This is a genomic window from Roseicyclus mahoneyensis (assembly GCF_003148775.1).
GTDB lineage: Bacteria > Pseudomonadota > Alphaproteobacteria > Rhodobacterales > Rhodobacteraceae > Roseicyclus > Roseicyclus mahoneyensis.
The window spans coordinates 22,924-42,375 of sequence record NZ_QGGW01000009.1 but is presented as its reverse complement, the minus strand read 5'-3'; the positions used below and the strand labels follow the sequence as shown (position 1 = coordinate 42,375).

Annotated in this window: 15 protein-coding genes; 4 read left to right on the top strand and 11 right to left on the bottom strand. The window is 65.2% G+C overall.

The window, feature by feature from the left end:
- Window positions 1-5: 5 nt before the first annotated feature.
- The 3 genes from C7455_RS16010 to C7455_RS16000 form a co-directional block, all read right to left on the bottom strand.
- Window positions 6-806 (bottom strand): metallophosphoesterase family protein, encoded by an 801-nt coding sequence (locus tag C7455_RS16010; protein ID WP_146200029.1) that lies wholly within the window; start codon window positions 804-806, stop codon window positions 6-8.
- Window positions 807-867: 61 nt separating this feature from the next.
- Window positions 868-3,393 carry an ABC transporter permease gene (locus C7455_RS16005; RefSeq protein ID WP_109669924.1) on the bottom strand — a complete coding sequence of 842 codons (2,526 nt, stop codon included), beginning with the start codon at window positions 3,391-3,393 and terminating at the stop codon, window positions 868-870.
- Window positions 3,390-4,097, bottom strand: a complete 708-nt coding sequence (locus C7455_RS16000) for an ABC transporter ATP-binding protein (RefSeq protein ID WP_109669922.1) — start codon at window positions 4,095-4,097, stop codon at window positions 3,390-3,392. Before C7455_RS16000 ends, C7455_RS16005 begins: the two co-directional genes overlap by 4 nt.
- 52 nt (window positions 4,098-4,149) lie before the next feature.
- Here C7455_RS16000 and C7455_RS15995 point away from each other — a divergent pair, with 52 nt between their 5' ends.
- The 4 genes from C7455_RS15995 (at window position 4,150) to C7455_RS15980 (ending at window position 9,885) form a co-directional block, all read left to right on the top strand.
- Window positions 4,150-4,791 (top strand): arylesterase, encoded by a 642-nt coding sequence (locus C7455_RS15995; RefSeq protein ID WP_245904377.1) that lies wholly within the window; start codon window positions 4,150-4,152, stop codon window positions 4,789-4,791.
- A 143-nt stretch (window positions 4,792-4,934) separates the two neighbouring features.
- Window positions 4,935-5,798 (top strand): carbon-nitrogen hydrolase family protein, encoded by an 864-nt coding sequence (locus C7455_RS15990; protein WP_245904376.1) that lies wholly within the window; start codon window positions 4,935-4,937, stop codon window positions 5,796-5,798.
- 67 nt (window positions 5,799-5,865) lie between these two features.
- A complete protein-coding gene (locus tag C7455_RS15985) occupies window positions 5,866-8,364 on the top strand; it encodes a tetratricopeptide repeat protein (protein WP_109669918.1) in 2,499 nt (832 codons plus the stop codon).
- Window positions 8,365-8,454: 90 nt separating this feature from the next.
- On the top strand, window positions 8,455-9,885 hold the full coding sequence (locus C7455_RS15980) for a mannose-1-phosphate guanylyltransferase/mannose-6-phosphate isomerase (RefSeq protein WP_109669916.1): 1,431 nt from the start codon (window positions 8,455-8,457) through the stop codon (window positions 9,883-9,885).
- A 7-nt stretch (window positions 9,886-9,892) separates the two neighbouring features.
- On the opposite strand, the gene C7455_RS15975 is transcribed toward C7455_RS15980, so the two are convergent.
- From C7455_RS15975 to C7455_RS15940, 8 genes are all read right to left on the bottom strand, one after another.
- Entirely contained in the window at window positions 9,893-10,573 is a 681-nt protein-coding gene (locus tag C7455_RS15975) for a class I SAM-dependent methyltransferase (protein WP_109669914.1), read from the bottom strand.
- Window positions 10,574-10,582: 9 nt separating this feature from the next.
- Window positions 10,583-11,665, bottom strand: a complete 1,083-nt coding sequence (locus tag C7455_RS20690; RefSeq protein WP_425450654.1) for a glycosyltransferase 61 family protein — start codon at window positions 11,663-11,665, stop codon at window positions 10,583-10,585.
- Between the two features lie 67 nt (window positions 11,666-11,732).
- Window positions 11,733-12,410 (bottom strand): sulfotransferase family 2 domain-containing protein, encoded by a 678-nt coding sequence (locus C7455_RS15965; RefSeq protein WP_109669910.1) that lies wholly within the window; start codon window positions 12,408-12,410, stop codon window positions 11,733-11,735.
- 3 nt (window positions 12,411-12,413) lie between these two features.
- Window positions 12,414-15,593: a glycosyltransferase gene (locus tag C7455_RS15960; protein WP_109669908.1), complete on the bottom strand. Its 3,180-nt coding sequence runs from the start codon at window positions 15,591-15,593 to the stop codon at window positions 12,414-12,416.
- A gap of 141 nt (window positions 15,594-15,734) precedes the next feature.
- Entirely contained in the window at window positions 15,735-16,898 is a 1,164-nt protein-coding gene (locus C7455_RS15955; RefSeq protein ID WP_109669906.1) for a 2-methylaconitate cis-trans isomerase PrpF family protein, read from the bottom strand.
- A 39-nt stretch (window positions 16,899-16,937) separates the two neighbouring features.
- Window positions 16,938-17,798, bottom strand: a complete 861-nt coding sequence (locus C7455_RS15950; protein WP_109670122.1) for an isocitrate lyase/PEP mutase family protein — start codon at window positions 17,796-17,798, stop codon at window positions 16,938-16,940.
- A 219-nt stretch (window positions 17,799-18,017) separates the two neighbouring features.
- Complete coding sequence (locus C7455_RS15945; protein WP_109669904.1) at window positions 18,018-18,890, bottom strand: hypothetical protein; 873 nt, start codon at window positions 18,888-18,890, stop codon at window positions 18,018-18,020.
- Window positions 18,891-18,893: 3 nt separating this feature from the next.
- Window positions 18,894-19,433, bottom strand: a complete 540-nt coding sequence (locus C7455_RS15940; RefSeq protein WP_109669902.1) for a collagen-like triple helix repeat-containing protein — start codon at window positions 19,431-19,433, stop codon at window positions 18,894-18,896.
- Window positions 19,434-19,452 lie beyond the last annotated feature (19 nt).

The window sequence follows — 19,452 nt, the reverse complement described above, 5'->3', positions numbered from 1 at the left end:
GCGCCTCAGGTCTGTAAAAAGGCGTGGGTGCCATTGGGCTTGATGGCCACGGCCGTCAACCGTCCGGTCGACCATGCGGCGGTATCGACGCCGATCCGACCGTCATGGATCTCGGGCGTGTCGCGTTCGACATGGCCATGCGCGACCCATGCGTCATCGCCGCGCGGGGCGCTGTCGAACTCGGGGTGGCCCCATAACAGGACGCGCGCGGTCTGGTCGGGCATCGCGCGTGCGGGGTCTGCACCGGCGTGCACCACCCACAGATTGCCCGACGACCAGCTGAGCGGTAGCTGATCCAGCCAGTCTTGCCCATCCTCTCCAAGCGCCTTTGCAAGGCGTCTTGCGGCGTCGGCCCAAGCCTCGGGTGGGGCTGTCGGGTCAAGATCAGCGGCATCAATCCGGTAGCTTCGCAGCGTCGCCGCGCCGCCTTCGCGCAGCCAGCGCGGCCCCCGCAGCGCCGGGTCCGCAAGGAAATCGAGAAGCATGCGTTCGTGATTGCCCATCAGACAGGTTACGTTTTCTGGGAAATCCCGCGTCAACTCCCGCATCCGCGCCACCACCCCCGCGCTGTCGGGGCCGTGGTCGATGTAGTCGCCGACAAACACAAGCTTGGGGTCGATGCTGCCGGTTCCACCGATATGGGCGTCGATCAGTTCCAGCATCAGTTCCAGCAGGTCTGACCGGCCGTGCAGGTCACCGACCACATAGGTCGTCCGCTCCGGGCGGGGCAGGTCCGGCGCGGTTTGCGCCGGGCTGACGGAGACGGCGGGTTTGCGGCTCAGAAGGGACCGAAGCGGGCGCAACATGGTGGTCACCTGCGCCTTGCGACGCGGCTTGGCAAGGGGTGGGGCATCGTTGCTGCCGCCATCAGTCGCGCGCGCGCAACACCCGCGCCGGGCGCGCCGACAGCGGACGCCATGCGAAGGCAAGACCCGAGAGCAGCGTGGCCATCGCGCCACCCACGATGATAGCCACGGCCGAGACCGGCTCGAACGCATAGGGCGCGTCCATCACGAAGGTCATCACCGCCCAGCCACCCAGCGCCCCCGCGATGATGGCCACGATCCCCGCGGCGGCGCCAAGGATGGCGGAGCGAAGCGCGAAACTGGTCAGGATGCCCGCACGGCTTGCGCCGATTGTCTTCATCACGGCCGCCTCGAAGACACGGCCACGCTCGCCCGCTGCCGCCGCCCCGATCAGGACGATGAAGCCCGTGACCAAAGTGGCCGCCGCGCCGTAGGATGTGGCGGCGGCAAGGCTGCGCAGCGCATCGGCCACGCGGTCGAGCGCGTCGCGCACGCGGATCGCGGTGATGTTGGGGGCAGCCCCCGCCACATCGCGCAGGATCGCGGCCTCGGCCGCTTCCTCGGCGTAGACGGTGGCGATATGGGTGTGGGGCGCACCCGCCAGCGCGTTTTGCGACATGGTCACCACAAAGCCGATGCCTGCGTTCTCGAAGCTCACCTCGCGGAAGGCTGAGATTTCGGCGGTGATGTCGCGGCCAAGGATATTGACGGTGATCGTGTCACCAAGGCTCAGGCCGATCTCGCCCGCCTCCTCGGCGGCGAAGGCCACCAGCGGCGGCCCTGCGTAATCGTCGGGCCACCATGTGCCCGCAACGATCTGATCGGCGGGCGGTGCGGTGGTGGTATAGGTCACGCCCCGGTCGCCCCGGATCACCCAGTGATCGCCCGCCACATCGCGGGCGCGCTGGCCGTTGATCTGGGTGATCACGCCGCGCAGCATCGGCGCGGTCTCCACCCGGCTGACGGCGGGGTCATTGGTGACACGGTCGAGAAAGGGTTGCAGCTGGTCGGGCTGGATGTCGACGAAGAAATACGAGGGCGCGACGGTCGGCAGGTCGCGCTGGATCGCTGAACGCAGGTTGCTGTCGATCTGGCCGACGGAGGCTAGCACGGCTAGGCCGAGACCGAGGGAAAGCACAACGCTGGTGGCCTCGGACCCCGGCCCGCCGACGGAACCCAGCGCCGTGCGCAGCGCGGTGTGGCCGCGCAAGACGCGCGCGCGGGCAAGGCGGCGCGACAGGGCGCGGATGCCGCGCGCAGAGAGGGTCAGCAGCAGCAGGGCGCCGACGATGCCGCCTGCCGTCCCAAGCGCCAGCCGGGGGATGCCAGAGAGCCACGTGGCCAGCCCGATCAGCGCGACCGACAGGACCGCAATGACGATCAGGTAAACGGGCCGGGGCCAGCCGCGCGACGGGCCAGCGGCGTCGCGGAACAGGGCGGCGGCGCGCACCTGTTCGGTGCGGGCCAGCGGCCAGAGCGTGAAGATCAGCGCCGTCAGCGTGCCATAAACCGCGGCCTCTGCCAGCGGGCCGGGATAGAGCGCGAAGGCGATGGGCACGGGCAGTTGTGCCGCGATCAGGGGGGCAAAGACGAAGGGCAGAAGCGCGCCGAGGATCAGGCCGAGGGAGAGGCCCAGCCCGGTGAGCAGGCCGATCTGGATCAGGTAGGCGGCAAAGATCGTGCGGCTTTCGGCGCCCAGCGTCTTGAGCGTGGCGATGGTTTCGATCTTGCCGTCGAGATAGGCGCGCACTGCCGAGGAGACGCCGACACCGCCCACGGCCAACCCGGCAAGCCCGACCAGCACAAGAAAGGCACCGATGCGGTCGACGAAGTCCTGCACGCCGGGCGCGCCGTTGCGGCTGTCGCGCCAGCGCATGCCGGTATCCTCGAACAGGGTACGGGCTTGCGTAGCGGTGGCTTCAAGGTCGGCTTCGGGCGGCAGCGCAAGGCGGTACTGGGATTCGTAGAGCGTGCCGGGGGTCAGCAGGCCGGACCCGGAAAGCCCCGCCAGCGTGACGATCGTGCGCGGGCCAAGGCCGAAGCCACCGGAGGCGCCATCGGGCTCAATGGTCAAGGCGGCGCGCAGTTGGAAATCCTGCGTGCCGAGGCGGAAGCTGTCGCCGATCTGCAGCGCCAAGCGGTCGATCAGGATCTGGTCCATCACCGCGCCGGGCAGATCGGTGGTGGCCAGCGCATCGGCCAGCGGGATCGCGGGCGACAGGCCCACGCTGCCGTAGAGCGGGTAGGTGCCATCGACGCCGCGCACCTGTGTCAGTGCGCGGTCCGGTGCGCCATCACGGTCGACCACGACCATGGAGCGGAAATCGACGGTTTCCGAGACGCGGGTGGCGGTCTGGTCCATGAAGGCGCGTTCGGATTCGTCCGCGAAGCGATAGGTGAAAGACATTTCGGCATCGCCGCCAAGGATCACCGCGCCTTCGCGGGTCAGACCGGACTGGATCGCCTCGCGCACGGAGCCGACGGCGGCGATGGCGGCCACGCCAAGCGCAAGGCAGGCCAGAAAGATGCGAAAGCCCTTCAGCCCGCCGCGCAGTTCCCGCCTTGCGATGCGGATCGCGATGGTCATTCGGCTGCCGCGCGCAGGGCGTCGCCTTCGAGCCGGCCATCGCGCAGGCGGATTTCGCGGTCGCAGCGGGAGGCAAGTTCGGGCGCGTGGGTGACGAGCACCAGCGTCGCGCCGTGGCGGTCGCGCAGGCCGAACAGCATGTCCATGATCGCCTGACCGTTCGCGCCATCGAGGTTGCCGGTGGGTTCATCGGCCAGCAGGATCGCCGGGCGCGGTGCGGCGGCGCGGGCCAGTGCCACGCGCTGCTGTTCGCCGCCCGACATCTGACTGGGGTAGTGATGCGCGCGCGACGCCAGCCCCACGGCGGCCAGTTCGGCCTCGGCCCGCTCGAAGGCGTCGGCGTGGCCTGCCAGTTCCAGCGGCGTGGCCACGTTTTCCAGCGCGGTCATCGTCGGGATCAGGTGGAAGGATTGGAACACCACCCCCATATTGTCCCTGCGAAAGCGGGCCAGCTGATCCTCGTTCATCGCGGTCAGGTCGCGGCCAAGGGCGTGCACGCTGCCGCCGGTGGCGCGTTCCAGCCCGCCCATGAGCATGAGGAGAGACGACTTGCCCGACCCCGATGGCCCCGTCAGCGCGACGGTTTCCCCTTTTTCCACACGCAGCGTGATGCCATGCAGGATATCGACGCGCCCCGCGTTGCCATCGAGCGACAGGCGGGTGTCGGCCAGCGACAGGACTGGGGACAGGACGGGATCGGACATGACTGAACGCCTCGGTTTACTTGTGTGTCTGGCATATGGGGCCGTGGCCCGCATGGGCAAGGTGATTGCGCTGGTGCTGGGCTGTGCCGCGCCCGCAGCGGCGCAGGAGATCACGATCGCGGCATTGGGCGACAGCCTGACGCAGGGTTACGGGCTTTTGCAGGAAGACGGGTTCACCGTGCAGTTGCACGATTGGCTGCGGGCGCGGGGCCATGATGTGGCGGTCGTGAATGCAGGCGTGTCGGGTGACACCACGGCGGGGGGGCTGGCGCGCGTGGGCTGGACGCTGACGCCGGAGGTGGACGCGATGATCGTGGCCTTGGGCGGCAACGATCTGCTGCGCGCCATCCCGCCGGAGGCGAGCCGCGCGAATCTAGAGGGCATCCTGCAGGCAGCGGAGGCGGCGGGGGTCGCGGTGCTGTTGGTGGGGATGGAGGCGCCGGGCAATTACGGGCCCGAATTCAAGCAGGCCTTCGACGCGATGTATCCGGAACTGGCGGAGGCTTACGGCGTGCTGCACGCGGGCAGCTTTTTCGATGCGCTGAATGCCGCCGCCGAGGCCGATACGCGCGCGGCCATGGTCGCCTACATGCAAAGCGACGGCATCCACCCCAATGCGGCGGGCGTCGCCCTGATCGTGGAGGTGCTGGGCCCGGAGGTGGAGCGGTTGATCGCGCTGCTGCCACAGAGTTGATCGCTTTGCCCGACCGGTCTGGCGTGGTGTTGGCAAATCGCCACGCGCCTCGCTAATCTGAGACTGAGCACCACCGGGAGGGGCAGCATGATTTCCGAACCAGTCCAAGGTCGCTACACCGGGCCTGACCCGCGGGTGCAAGCGTGACGGCGGCCCCCGTCCTGCGCGCCGCGCTGGCGCAGATGTGTTCGGCCGATACTCACGCGGCCAATATTGCCACCGTCGCCCGGCTGGCGGAACAGGCGGCGGGGGAAGGGGCCGATCTTTTGGCCCTGCCCGAAGTGGCGGGGCTGATGAACCGCAACCCCGAGACGTCGCAACAACAGGTGGTAGCGGCCGGGGATGACCCCTTCATCGCCGCCTGCCGCGATCTGGCGGCGCAACATGGGCTGTGGATTCACACCGGATCGACCCCGGTGCGCGGCCCCGACGGGCGGTTCCTGAACCATTCCAGCCTGATCGACGCGGGTGGGGGGATCGTGGCGGACTACGACAAGATCCATCTCTTCGACGTGACGCTGGACGGGCAGGCGCCCATCGGCGAGTCGAAACGCTTTGCCCCCGGCACGCAGGCCGTGCTGGCGCAGACGCCATGGGGCCCCATCGGGTTGAGCATCTGCTACGACATGCGGTTCGCCTATCTCTACCGCGCCTATGCGCAGGCGGGCGCCGTGCTGATGGTCGCGCCCTCGGCCTTCACCGTGCCCACCGGCCGCGCCCATTGGGAGGTGTTGCTGCGCGCCCGCGCGATCGAGACGGGCGCTTTCGTTCTGGCGGCAGCGCAGGCGGGCCACCATGCTGACGGGCGGCAGACCTATGGCCACGCGCTGGCCGTCGATCCATGGGGCGTGGTGCTGGCCGATCTGGGGGAGGAGGCGCCGATGATCCGTGTCCTCGATCTCGATCTTGAGGCGGTCGCGCGGGCGCGGGCCCAGATCCCGGCTTGGGGGATTGCCCCGCCCGAGCGGCTGGTGCCGGTGCGGATGGGCTACGGTTTGCAAGACTGACGGGCGCGATTGCAATCTGTTCCGGGCTTGGGAATATGCGGGACCGACAGGGGGGGGCCGCGCCGGCGTGACGCAAGAGACAAAACACGACGACAAGGTGCAGCTTGCAACCGTGCTGCGCGACGTGGCCAAAAGGCTTGAGCGGATCGAAGGCGACCAGGGTTGGCTTGCATCGCTGCGCTTTGGTGTGGCGGGTGGGTTGGCCGAGGCGGGCGAGGACAAGCTGGCCGAGGCCGGGTTCCGGCGTATCTTGTCGGACACTCCACGCCATCTGTGGGCCTGGGTCGGCCTGATCGACGTTTTGATTGCGCAAAGCGATGTGGTCAAGGCGGCTGCAACCGGGCGTGATGCCCTTGGCCATCTGCCGGACGTGGTGCTGTTGCGGCGCAAGACAGCCGAGGCGGTCGAGCGTGCGGAAGGCCCCGCCGCAGCGCTGGATGTTCTCACCGCGTCGCAGGATCTGGGCGCGGATGACGCGGCCTATGCGATCGGCTTGCACCGCGCTGCGGGCACCGTCATCGGCGCCGGGGATCTCTGCTCGCGGCTGCTCCATCTTCGGCCCGGCGATGGGCTGGCCCTGCTGGCCCGGATCGAGATCGGGCTTCAGTCCGGCGATGGCGCTTTGGCCGTCGCGGCTGCCGAGGATGCGCTGGTCCACCGGCCCGACCATCCCGAGATCGTCTTGCGCGCCGCGCAGGCCCACCGTCTTGCGGGTGATTTCCCAAAGGCCACCGTGCTGGCCGAGGCCGTGCCACCCGATACGCCCTTTGCACGCGATGCGGCTGTGCTGCGGGCGATGTTGGCCGAGGACATCGGTGCGTCTGCTGCTGCTCGTCTGCTCTGGGCAGAGGTTGCCGACCTGAACCTGCCTGACCTGACCCCGTTGGCACAGGCGGCCTTGGCACGGCTGGAGGGGCAGATGCAGGGTGAGCCGGTCGCGGCGCCGGTCTTGCCTGACGCCGACCCCGCGACGCTTTATACGGAACTTGAAGCAGCCTTGGCCGAAGGTCCGGATGCAGCCGAGGCGGTCTTGCGCCGCCTTGTCACGCATCCCGACCTGCCGTGGTATCTGGCCTTTCGCCTCGTGGCGCGCCTCTGGCAAGCCGGGGCCGCACGCGAGGCAGCGGCGCTGAGTGCGGCCTTTGACGCGGCCCATTGGCCCGTAGCCGACAGACAAGCCTTTGCGATCGAGGATCTCCTGCTGCGCCGGGGCCCGCGGGCCGCGCTGGATTGGGTGCGGGCGCATCCTGTCGCGCGGCGCGACCGCGAGGCCAGCGAGCGGCTGGGCCGTGTCTTGATCAACGGCGGCGCCAGCCGATTGGCCGGGCGTTATCTGTTCGCCTGTTGTCACCGCTGGCCGCAGGATGCGCAGATGCTCGCGCTGGCGACAGACGCTCTGGTTGCCAGCGGCAGGCCCGACCGCGCGCTGCGCCTGATCGACGGACCGTGTCGCGCTGTCCCGGCCGGTCATCGTCTGGCCAGTCAGGTTTCGGCCCTTGTGGCTCAGGGCCAGATTGACGCGGCCGTCGCGGCCTGCACGCAGGCACAGGCTGCGGGCGGCATAGCGGTGCCGCGCGTCGCGCTGATCGAGTTGCAGGTCCTGTCCGGCAATCTGGCCGCGGCCGAGGCAAGCATGTCGGCCCTGTCGGTCACGGACGGCCCCTTGGAGGAAGCGCTGATCTGCCGCCCTCGCGCCACCCGCGTCGGCAGCCTTCTGAATGAGGCGCGCATCCTTGCGGCGGCGGGGGGCGACACCGCAGAAGCCGCAACCGCCGGAAACAGGGCAGCAGCGCATGATTTCTTTCTTCCGGCCCGCGCCGTGCTGCTGGAACGATCCGGACAAGCCCTGGGCGCCGGGGCGGACGTGCCGGGTTTGCCGGTCGCCCCCGATCTGGTGCACCTCATCTGGCCAGGCGTCTTGCCCTTGCCCGAAGAGGTGGGGCGCATCTTGACCGCCTGGCGGACAAACTCCCGGCGGGAGGTGCGACTGCATGATCCCCGTAGTGCATCGGGATGGCTCAAGGAGCGCGTCGGCGTGGATGCGGCGCGCGCGCTGTCGATGGTGTCCGACCCCGACCAGAAGGTCGATCTCATGTTGCTGGGCGCGCTGCTGATCCATGGCGGGGTCGCTGCTGCGGCCCACCAATGGCCGCGTGGCGGGGTCGACGGTCTGGTCGACACCGTCGTCGGCGCTGGTCTGTTTCTGGAGGGGTCGGGGGCTGTGTCGATGGATGTCGTCATTGCAGCCCCCGATCATCCTGTGATCGCCATGGCGCTGGAGCGGGCGGTTGCCTCATGCCTCTCGCGCGAAAATGACCACCGCTGGTTCAAGACCGGGCCCGGTCTGATGACCCGCGCGCTGGCCACCTGCCTGACGGACCCTGCCCGTGACCCATGCGACGTGACGCTGCGGCCGGTTTCTGCCTTGCGTTCGGTCGTCAGTCCCCACCGCGTCTGGGCAGCCCCGAACGCGGGTCTTCGCGGATCGCCCGAGATGTCCACTTTCGCCACCGCCGTCGGGCGGGTCCTGAGCGGCGACACGGGGGCGATCACCGCTGTGCCGTGAGGGTCTGACGGGTTTACATCGGAACGGAATCAGGATGGTGTGACGCCACGCATTTTTGCCCATCCTGTTAACACGCAAGGCTTTCTCCCAATGGCGCCGAAGCTCAAGATCACCCCGATCCTGCTTTGCGGCGGGTCCGGAACGCGGCTTTGGCCTTTGTCCCGGCGCAGCTATCCCAAGCAATTCTCGCCGCTGATCGGGGATGAAAGCCTGTTCCAAGCCTCGGTCCGGCGCGTATCGGGGGTGGGCTTTGCCAAACCTGTCGTGGTCACCGGGTCGGATTTCCGTTTTATCGTCACCCAGCAGATGGCCGAGATGGGGGTCGACCCCGGCGCTGTTCTGCTCGAGCCTGCGGCCCGCAACACCGCTCCGGCCGTTCTGGCCGCACTGATCCATATCGCGGCGACCGATCCGCAAGCGACCGTGCTGATCAGCCCTTCGGATCATGTCGTGCGCGACGTGCCTGCCTTTCACGCCGCCCTTGCCACCGCGACCGAGGCGGCAGCCGACGGGCGCATCGTCACCTTCGGCATCCGGCCCGACCGGCCCGAGACCGGCTATGGCTACCTCGAGCTGGCGGGCGAGGTCACCTCGGAGGCGGCCACCCCCCTCCAGCGCTTCGTCGAGAAACCCGACCGCGCGCGTGCCGAGGCGATGCTGACCCAAGGCCGCTACCTGTGGAACGCCGGGATATTCCTCGCGCGCGTCGATACGCTGCTGGCGGCCTTCGAAACACATGCCGCCGACCTCGTGCCGCCCGTCCGCGCTGCGGTCGATCAGGCCACGCCCGACCTTGGCTTTTTGCGGCTGGCGCCGGGGCCATGGGATCAGGCCGCCGATATCTCGATCGATTACGCGGTGATGGAGCGCGCGCCCGCGCTCAGCGTCGTGCCCTTCGACGGCGGCTGGTCCGACCTTGGCGGGTGGGAGACGGTGTGGCGCGAGATGGGGCCCGATGCCTCGGGCGTCGCCACCTCGGGCGCGGTCCATGCCATCGACTGCACGGGCACCTTGCTCAGGGCCGAGGGCGAGGGGCAGGTGCTGATCGGGCTGGGGCTGGAGAACATGATCGCCATCGCCATGCCCGACGCGGTTCTGGTCGCGCCCATGGACCGCGCGCAGGACCTGCGGCTGGCGGTCGCCGCGCTGAAATCGGCGGGCGCGAAACAGGCGACGGAGTTTCCCAAGGATCACCGCCCCTGGGGCTGGTTCGAAAGCCTTGTGCTGGGCGAGCGGTTTCAGGTCAAGCGCATCCACGTCAACCCCGGCGCGGCGCTGAGCCTGCAAAGCCACCACCACCGGGCGGAACACTGGATCGTGGTGCAGGGCACGGCAAAGGTGACGGTGGGCGGGGAGGTCAGTCTGGTGACCGAGAACCAGTCGGTCTACATTCCCCTTGGCGCCACCCACCGGATGGAGAACCCCGGCAAGGTCCCCATGGTGCTGATCGAGGTGCAGACGGGGACCTATCTGGGCGAGGATGACATCGTGAGGTATGAGGATGGGTATGGCAGGGGGTGAGGGGGCGTCACCGGAAAGATGAGAAAAATCTTGCCAAAGCCTCTGCTTCAGAACACTCAGGAAGGTTCGCGCGCATGTCGCGAAAAGTTTCGAAGGTCATGTCGTCAATTTCCGAAATTCGGTTGCAAATTGATGACCTTCTTGAAACTCCGCCACGGTTCCAGACAAGTGTTTGCGGGTTGTCAGAGCCGATTATCGTTGTGAAGTCCCAACTTCTATAAAAGTCGTGCAGGAAAAAAAGAAGCTTGTAAACGTCCCCATGCCAAAATTGCCCTTGCAAGCCGGCCTTCTTTCTTTCGATTACTGCATCGCTTTGCGAACGCATCGCTGAAAACGCATCAATTGGAACGGTATCGTCAATAAGGATGGCTCCACCCGGCTTGAGTGCCTCCATCGCATTTATTAGGTCGCGTAGTGTCTGCTCGAATGTATGCAGCCCATCGATAAAAATACAATCGAATTGACGGTCTCTATCCTGCGAAAAAAAATCGTCCGAAGTAATCTCATAAAGTTCTGCGCCAGCCTCCTCATAGTTGCGCCAATCAAAGCGAAAAAACGGGTCAACTCCAACTTTTGAATTGCAGTCAATTTCTCGGTAGGTGTCGCCGCTCGAAACTCCTAGCTCGAGATATGTAGAGAATTTGCATGTTTCAATTATTGTATTTAGTCTTCTTGTGGTCCACTCCATTGTATTCTCCTAGAATCTCAAGCTGAGGCCCTCTAAGCCCGCGTTTTTTACGGATTTCATAAGGGTTGATAGGTAACTCGAGTGCCCATAGCGCTTTTGCTTGGTCTCGTGTTTAAGCCAAATTTCTACATCGGTTTTTATTGCCTTCTCATATTCTTGCGAATTTATGGCTACATTCTTTCCGCTTATAATGGATAGGCATTTACTGAGTCCGTGGGATGTTGGTATTGCAAGGCCTGTCTCGGGCGCGGGTTCTCCACTCAGCCGGCAACCGTGTATTAGGCCAATTTCCGCCTCAAGGTAGTCGATTGCAGAAACGCGCGGAGAAAATAGATGGTCGCCAAGTCGTCCGTTCGGGCGCCGATTTATTACCCACACTCTGGCTCTCACTGATCCAAGCAATTGTAGCGAATGTAAGGCTGATCCCTCAGTGAATACTAGTTCATTCGCATTCACGTATATCCAGAGCTGGTCTGATAGGCTCATTGTCTCAGGCCGAATAATTTGAAAACCCAACTCCGAGAACACCGCTTCGAGATAACTCTCGCCCGCTATGTGTGCGGGCATCCCAGCGCGTGAGACAAAACATTTTTGAAAAATAGCGCCGCTGTGGTTCCAAAACTTTGAGTGCTGATGCTGTGTAAGCAGATCGAGATACTTCGGACAAGGTCCAATCCTATCACGTTGTTCGGATTGTGGCAGCGTAACTAATACTTCTGAAGTGGTTGGTCTGTTTGCCACCCGGACTCTTGATGTGTCTATATCGAACCAATCAAGCACGGATCTCGTTGTCGGTCTCAGGAGACCATATTGATTATCTTCCTTATCTCCAATAAGAAAGGTGTCAATGCCGGATTGTTTGCTGGTTGCAAGAAAACGAGTGGCGGCGTCAGCGATGAGGTGGCCGAAATGAGGAAATTGAGGCCCAATCCACGCGCTGAGTCCACCTAATTTATCTTGCGGCTCTCTAAGTAGATCAGGTTTGTCGTCCGCAGGGTTGCCACGGTTGAGGTATCGCTTTCGACCCGCAATCTCCCAGTCTCCCCACACTGGCCCCCCTCTATGAAACGAACCGCCGCTGGGACTGTCCATCAGGCCCGAAAAAGGCACTAAGGGCACATTCTCTGAGAATTGCGCAATCGAAAAGTCAAGAACACACTCATTCATAGCCGAAAGCCTCGAAATCTTCGGCGTAGAAATCATTTACCCTGCCAATTATTTCCTCGGACAGACCCAGCTTTTCCATAGGCTGGCTTTCCGATCGGTTGGCATGGGGAAAGGTTTCGGGCAGCAGCTTGGCGTCGGCGCCGCGTTTCACCAATTCCTCACGAATGGACTCGATAGCGGTGACACCGTCTTCAATATGAAAACACTTCACATTTTCTGCAAGTGCTCCGTTCACCTTGAGCCAATCACATTGCGGTCGGAACATGTTGTCCGGTCCGGGCCGGTGCATGAATATTCCCGAGGCGACGAACTCTTCAAAGTTTGAAAAGGATTTCATCGTGCGGAGCAGATCTGGATTATAAGCCTCCCATTTCCGAAGAAACGAGAAAATCGATGACAGCCGCGCATATGGGTGGCGCACGAATGTGAAGAGAAACATGTCCTGCGGCGGGCGCGCCATGGCGATCGTGCTTTGCGCGTCGGCCAAAGTAGAGTGCTTGCGCAGCTTGTAACGCTGGGCGTAGGCGCGTTGTATTTCCTCACCAAACACGGTCCCGCCGATTTCCAGGTCTAATGGACCGTTCAACCGCGACAGGAACTGCGTGACACTCGTTCCGGCTGACTTCGGAATATGAATGAACGTGAACCCCACCGACTGGTTGATGATCATCGTTCACACCGCCCCAAACAGATCCACCGCCTCGAAGGCAGCCTTGATCTTGGCACGCCCTTCGGCAAAGGAAAACCGCTCGGCGGCATAGCTGCGCGCGGCCGCCGACATCGACGCCCAGAGCGTGTCATCTTTTTGCAGGCGCGTGATGGCGCGCGCCCAATCCTCGGGCGTCTCGGCGATCAGGCAGTCGTGGCCATGGCGCAGCCCGATCCCCTCGGCCGCGACGGGCGTGAGCACGGTGGGGATGCCATGGGCGATGGCGCTCAGCACCTTGCCCTTGATCCCCGCTCCCGACAGCAGCGGCGCGACAAAGATCCGGTGCCGGTCATAGGCGTCGGCGATATTCTCGACAAAGCCCACCGGGTCCACGCTGTCGGAGGCCAGCGCCCGGATCGCGTCATCCATCCCCGCGCCATAGATCGTCAGATGCGCGCCCGACCCCTCCAGCAGCGGCAGGACCGAGGCGCAGAACCACGTCACGCCTTCGGCGTTGGGGTGGTGGTTGAAACTGCCGAGAAAGGACAGGCCTCGCCGCGCGGCCAAAGGCGGCACGACGTCGGGAATGTCGACGACCCAAGGGCAGGTCATCACGCGGGCCCGCCCGTCGGTATGCGACGCGATGACGGCATGTTCGACGTCGTTGTAGCTCAGCACAAGGTCGGCGGCCTTCATCATCTCCAGCTCCTGGTCGCGGATGGCGCGCATGGCGGCAAGGCGCGAGGGGTCGTCGGTGCTCATCGCCGCGCGCAACTCGCGCAGGAAATGGAGATCGGCGTTGTTGAGGATGATCCGCGCCTTGGGGGCATGCTCGCGGATGTGGCGGATCGTGTCCTGCGCGACGTAGTAGCGCGTGATGTAGACGGCATCGAATTCGGCGGCGCGCTCTTTCAGGAACGCCTCCAGCGACATGTAGAAGGGGGCCGTTATCACCTCGACACCGCTGTGTTGCAGCGCGTCGGTGTAGCTGCCGAGATGGGCGAGGTTATGGGGCATGAAGGTGACCTTGTAGCCCAGCGACTGCACCAGCTCGATCTCGCGGCGCGCGGCATAGGACCCGGCGTCGCGGTCTTCGCGCGGGGTGGTGTAGTCGATGAACAGCACGCGCCCGACGATGCCGCGATCCTTCTCGAGGTCGGGGCTTTGACCTTCCTTGCCGAACCCGGCGTAGTCGCGGGCCCAGCGGCGCTTGAACTTGGGGCGGTTGACCTCCTGAAAGCGCTTGAAGCCGGTCGAGACATCGGTGCCGCTGGTCATGCCCTCGAAATGGTAGACGATCGAGGCGGGCACGAACCACGTCTTGTAGCCCGCTTTGCGCACCTTGAAGGCGAAATCGGTGTCCTCGAAATACATCGGCTCAAGGTAGGACGACAGGCCGCCGACCTCGTCCCAGATCTTGCGGGTCGTCATCATCGCTGCGCCCGACAGGTAATCGGCCTGACGCGCGTAGCAAAAGCGCGGCTCCCACGGGTTGGCGCGGTTGCCGTAATTCCACGGATTGCCCGTGTTCCAGATGATCCCGCCGGCGTCCTGCAGCTTGCCATCCGGATACAGCAGCTTGGACCCGGCCAAGCCGACATTGTCCAACCGCGCGAAGCTCTCGATCAACGCGTCAAGCCATCCGGTCGTTGGTTCCGTGTCGTTGTTGAGAAGCACGACATACTGCCCGCGCGCCTCGGCGACGCCCGCGTTGCAGGCGCGGATGAAGCGTTGCGCTTCTGTGTTGTGGATGACCCGGATGCCCGAGACGATGGTTTCCAGCTCGACCGTCGCATCGGTCGAAGCATCATCGACGACGATCACCTCGAAACTGGTCTTGTTGTGGGCCACCAGCAGTGCGCAGAGGCTGTAGTAGGTCACTTCCACCTTGTTGTGGGCGGGAATAATGACACTGACCAAGGGGTCGGCGACCTCGGGAAAAGCGATCGGCTTGAGTTTGAGTGTCTCGAAGGTGAAATCGAGTGTGCGTGCCGCACATGCCAGAGAGGCCGGGTCTAGCCCGGGTACCGGATGGTCCAGATGCGCGCGCAGCGCCTTGTAGCGGTGATTGGCGCGCACCGTCAGGTCGGTGGGAAAAGGCGCACGGCTTTCGCGGACCATCACGTCTTGCGGGGTCAGCGCGCGGGGCGCAAGCACGGGCAGGGACAAGAATACCTGGCTGCCCGACAGGTCGCGGATCGACACATCGATCATTTCGCCACGCAGGCAGGACGCGGGCAGGCGGATGGCGGTTTCCGCGGTTCCCAGATGCACCGTCGCGGTCGGCGCGCCGTCGATGAACAGCATCATCGGCAGGGAGCTGTCGGCCTTGACCATGAGCGTATGGCCGTAATCATCGATCAGGGTCACGCCAGTGGTATCGGCGGCGAACAGGATCATCTCCTCTTGGCCCTTGCGCAAGATCAGCGGCGGGTCGTCCGCGCCGCGAAACAGCGGTACCACCCCATGGTGCCAAAGGCCCGCTTCGGCCTTGCCGACGGTCCTCTGGCGCGGTTGCACATGCGATTGCGACGCACCCGGGCCTACGACTTCGGCGTTTGCGACAAAGATGTAGGGATAGTTTTCCTGCTCGTCCTCGCGGTAGCCGATGTAACGAAGCTGCATCGACACGGTGACGTCGACACCCTTGATCGGGCATTGCGCCGAAACGGCCTGATAGCCCTCGGCCATGCGCCCGCCGCCGAATTTGCGTTGAAACGGGAAGACGACCGTCTCTACCTCGCCGTCTGTGCCGGAATCAAAAGTGACGACCAGTTCGGCGTCACAGCGGTGTGCGGCGATCAGTGCGCGGAAGGTGCGTCGTTCTTTCGATGCCGGCACCTTGATCTCGGAGAGCACACGGATCAGGCGGCTTTCGCGGAACTCTTCCACCCGCAATTGAAGCGTCGACCCGTGCTCGACCGCCCAGTCCTGCAAGCCGTTGACCATCGCCTCGGTGGTCTGCGGCAGGTATGTCCCGTCCAGCCGAGCCTCGCTCAGGCATTTGGTCGGCCTCCCGTAGCTGAATGGCTCGTTGAAGGGCCGGTCACCGATCAGACGAGGCAGCTTGTCGATGGGATGAAGTGGCACAATCCGGCCGTCGTGCAGGAGATTCAGACCCGATGCTATGGCCGAGGGTGCCGCGTGAACGAAAATCTCCCCGCCGGCGAGCAGCACGGTTCCAACGCTGGTCGAGAGGGTCATTGCTTACACTTCTTGGTCACGATTCCAATCGTTGGACAGGACTGGACAGTTGGTGTCAAGCCTTGGCTTCCCTCCGGGAAGGCGCGGTATCAGGTCCCGCAATTCAACGTTTACCGCCCGACGGCTTGCGCCGGCTTAGCATCACGCCTCGGGCCGCGGCGGGATCACGATCATCCCCTCCATCAGGCGGCGCGCGGTGCGGAACACGGTCGCACGCTCCACTTGCCACGCATCGTCTGCGCCATGCACCCGTGCCATCGCGGGCATCACGCCCGAGGCATGCCCGATGCGCAGGATGCCGCCTTGCGTCGGCCGGGCCACCGCCGCCACGCAAGTTTCCGGCAATGCCGCCGCGACCGCGCTGCACATTGATCCTGTCAGCGTCACCGCCCGGTGGGCCTGACCCATCGAGATCATCCGGACGGACAGGTCGAACTCTCCTTCGGCCACCGCGTCGCCCACCGTTGTACGGTAGGCGCGGGGGGCGGCGACCATGGCGATCTTGGGGCTGCCTGCGCGCAGTCCGGCCTCGCTCAACGTTTGCGTCAGGCCCATGCGCAGGCTTGCCGCACAGCGGATCGCCTCCAGCTTGGCCATGATCTTGTCGTCCGCCTCGATCTGGGCGGGGGTCTCGTAGCCGGTCAGCCCCAGCGCCTCCGCGCGCAGGAAAACCACGGCGTTCGTGGCGTCGATCAGCGATACTTCTAGGGGTGCGGGCAAGCCGGATACCTCGAGCACATCGACCGGCAGCCCCGTGGGCAAGAGCCGCCCCGTAGCCGCCCCGGCCGGATCGAGAAAATCCAGCTGGATGCGCGCGCCCGTTCCCGCAACGCCGGGGTTGACGAAATCGCCCATGTCGAGGGGTTGCCCACCACGCACCTCGAACCGGCTTTCAATGATCTTGCCGGTATTGGTGTTGTGGATGCGCACGACTGCCTCGCCATCGGGCGGCGTCACCAGACCTTCCTCGACCGCGAAAGGGCCGATGGCCGACGACATGTTCCCGCAATTGGAACTGTAATCCGGCGCGCCCTCGCTCACCGGGATCTGCACGAAGGTGTAGTCTACATCGGCGTCGGGGCGGCTGGGCGGGGCGATGACGCAGACCTTTGACAGCGACGACAGCCCGCCGCCCATCCCGTCGAGTTGCCGTTTGCCGGGGTCGGGGCTGCCCATGGCGCGCAGGAACAACCAGTGGCGATCGGCCTCGTCCTCGGGCAGGTCGCGGCCGTGGAACATGATGGCCTTGCTCGTGCCGCCACGCATGAAGACGGCGGGAACGCGGATCTTGGTGGGGTATGTCATGCCTGCGGTCTTTCTTATACAAGATATCCCGGAGCGCGGTTACACGGCATAGATGCGGTCGCGGTCCAGCCAGTCACTGGTCCCGATGATCGCCTCGCGCTCGGCGAAACTGACCATTCTGTCTTGCATCACGCGACTGTCGCCATCCCGCCTTATCGCGGCCAGCGTCTGTTCCATGGCGAACAGGGCGGCGCGCTGCAGGTCGCTGGGGATGATGACGATGGCATAGCCCAATTCGCCCAGCCGCTCCGAGGGGATCAGCGGAGTTTTGCCGCCCGCGAACATGTTGATGAGCTTGGGGTAGGGGAGAAGCGCGGCGATCTTCTCGATCTGCTCCACGCTTGTCGGCGCCTCGACAAAGATCACGTCGGCGCCAGCCTCCATATAGGCATGCGACCGTTCGATCGTGGACTCGAACCCTTCGACCGCCAGCCCGTCGGTGCGCGCGATCAGGACCAGATCGGTGTCGGTCGCGGCATCCTTCACCGCGCGGATCTTCTGCACCATTTCGCGCATGGGCACGATGGACTTGTCGTCGTAATGGCCGCAACGCTTGGGAAAGGTCTGGTCCTCGAGGTGAAAGCCCGCGACGCCCGCGCGTTCAAAGGCGCGCACCATGTGCTGCGCGTTCAGCGCATTGCCATAGCCCGTGTCGGCATCGGCGATCACGGGCACGGTCACCGCATCGACCATGGTGGCCAGCCTGTCGGTGATCTCCGCCATGCTCATCAGGCCCAGATCGGGGACGCCGGTCGAGCGCGCGATGGCGCCGCCGCTGGCATAGACGGCGGGAAAGCCCGCGCGTTCGATCATCTTGGCCGAGATCCCGTCATATCCGCCCGGCGCAACCACCGGCCCGCTGCCCGCCATCAGCTGGCGCAACCGTGTCGATGCCTTCATGCCGAAGCCTCCCCCCGTGCGCCCCTCCCGCGCAGCGACAGGTTTCGCCGACAGGAGCGCGAATGCAAGGGGCATAACGGGCGTGGGCAGGATCCACCCCGGCTGTCCGAACACCGTACTTCGGTCGGAATGGTCCGGGGCAGCCCGTTCCAATCGCCGGGGCTGGGCCTGTCGGATCGACCCTGTTTGGTGGCGACCGGTCACTGCCGCCGTGACGGATCAGCAGGCGAAGGCCAGTTGCATTCCCGCATTCACCCAAACCGTCTCGGCCCACCCCGCCAGCGGACGCTCGGGATCGCTGCGCGACGTCAGCGCCTCGTGCAAGATCACGGCCTGTTGCGCCACGGCCAGCAGGCCAAACCCCATGTCAGGCGGGGTCTGCAGGCGCGCATCGCCGAACAAGATAAGGGCTGGCGCGCCGGCTGCGCCTTTCCAACGCGCAAGGCGGACGGGTGGGGCCACCATGCGCGAAACGACGACGGGCGTCTTGTCAGGCCCGGCGAGCGCCTCGGTCGCGCCGTCCAGACCGGTGCGCCGCGTGCCATCGGGACCGGACTCGAGATAGGCGCGGCCCGGCACGACCTGAGTGTAAGGGGCAGAGGGCATCCGATCGTGCCACTGCTCGCTGCGCCATAGCCGGCCGGTGCCGATGTCATCAAGCGTCAGGCTGCCCAGCGTCGCCGCCTCGAACCGACGCGCCAGCGCACGCGCGCCACCCGTCGCGTCGATCCACAATTCGGCCCCGTCACCTGGCGCGGGGAGGGGCGTGGTCAAAGCGGCGAGACCGCGCGCGGCGCAGGCCGCGGCCAATGCGGCGGTCAGCCCCTCGCGCGTCAGGCGCGGGGCGCGGCCTGTCTTGCCACCCGCGTCGCGCCAGTCATGCGCGGGGTCGGTCGCGGCGGCGATGCGCGCGCCGAGATCGGCGTCGATGCTGGTCAGGGTCGGACCGATCACATCACGCACCAGATGCAGATGCGCAGCCTGCGGACTGTCGCGGCCATCGCCTTGCCACAGGATCCGCCAACCGGCGGCCTGCCCGATCAGCGCGGCCAGCATGCCGGCGGGGCCTGCCCCCGCGATGCACAGACGCATGGCTCAGACCCGCCTTGTGCCGAGGCCAAGGCCCTGACCGGCGACGTCGGGCTCGGGGGTGAAGACAACGAAGAAGAACCCCTGTTCCTGGCGCGCTTCCGCCAGCGTGCGCACCGCCATTTGCTGCGCCAGCGCCATCGGGTCGCTGCCGGGCAGACCCATTTCACCCGGAAAACCCATTTCCCCTGGAAAGCCCATCTCACCGGGAAAGCCCATCTCGCCCGGGAAATGATTTGCCCCCGGCAGGCCCGCCAGACCCGGCACGACATCAAAGCGGCGCGAGACGAAGGCGTCGGCGACGCGCCCCTGCACGACCCGCATGGCATATAGTTGCGCGGGCATCATCCCGCGCGTCTCGGCCACCAGCCGCAGGTTGCGCAACAGCCCAAGTCGCAGATCATTGCCGGACAGTCCCGCAAGGCTCCGGGCATCCTCCAACTGGACGGAGATGTTGCCGGCCAGACGTTGCGCAAAGCTCAGGTCGGCTTGCGCCAGCCCAAGCCCAAGGGCGGCGGTTCCGATGACAAAGCGGCGACGATGCATGATGGAAACTCCTTTGATC

What these genes read in the sequence shown, in the direction of transcription:
- C7455_RS15950 (WP_109670122.1), bottom strand. Translation starts at nt 17,798, where the DNA reads ATGAAGGCATCGACACGGTTGCGCCAGCTGATGGCGGGCAGCGGGCCG.
- C7455_RS15980 (WP_109669916.1), top strand. Translation starts at nt 8,455, where the DNA reads ATGGCGCCGAAGCTCAAGATCACCCCGATCCTGCTTTGCGGCGGGTCC.
- C7455_RS15995 (WP_245904377.1), top strand. Translation starts at nt 4,150, where the DNA reads ATGGGCAAGGTGATTGCGCTGGTGCTGGGCTGTGCCGCGCCCGCAGCG.
- C7455_RS16005 (WP_109669924.1), bottom strand. Translation starts at nt 3,393, where the DNA reads ATGACCATCGCGATCCGCATCGCAAGGCGGGAACTGCGCGGCGGGCTG.
- C7455_RS15940 (WP_109669902.1), bottom strand. Translation starts at nt 19,433, where the DNA reads ATGCATCGTCGCCGCTTTGTCATCGGAACCGCCGCCCTTGGGCTTGGG.
- C7455_RS16000 (WP_109669922.1), bottom strand. Translation starts at nt 4,097, where the DNA reads ATGTCCGATCCCGTCCTGTCCCCAGTCCTGTCGCTGGCCGACACCCGC.
- C7455_RS20690 (WP_425450654.1), bottom strand. Translation starts at nt 11,665, where the DNA reads ATGGACAGTCCCAGCGGCGGTTCGTTTCATAGAGGGGGGCCAGTGTGG.
- C7455_RS15955 (WP_109669906.1), bottom strand. Translation starts at nt 16,898, where the DNA reads ATGACATACCCCACCAAGATCCGCGTTCCCGCCGTCTTCATGCGTGGC.
- C7455_RS15945 (WP_109669904.1), bottom strand. Translation starts at nt 18,890, where the DNA reads ATGCGTCTGTGCATCGCGGGGGCAGGCCCCGCCGGCATGCTGGCCGCG.
- C7455_RS15965 (WP_109669910.1), bottom strand. Translation starts at nt 12,410, where the DNA reads ATGATCATCAACCAGTCGGTGGGGTTCACGTTCATTCATATTCCGAAG.
- C7455_RS16010 (WP_146200029.1), bottom strand. Translation starts at nt 806, where the DNA reads ATGTTGCGCCCGCTTCGGTCCCTTCTGAGCCGCAAACCCGCCGTCTCC.
- C7455_RS15975 (WP_109669914.1), bottom strand. Translation starts at nt 10,573, where the DNA reads ATGGAGTGGACCACAAGAAGACTAAATACAATAATTGAAACATGCAAA.
- C7455_RS15960 (WP_109669908.1), bottom strand. Translation starts at nt 15,593, where the DNA reads ATGACCCTCTCGACCAGCGTTGGAACCGTGCTGCTCGCCGGCGGGGAG.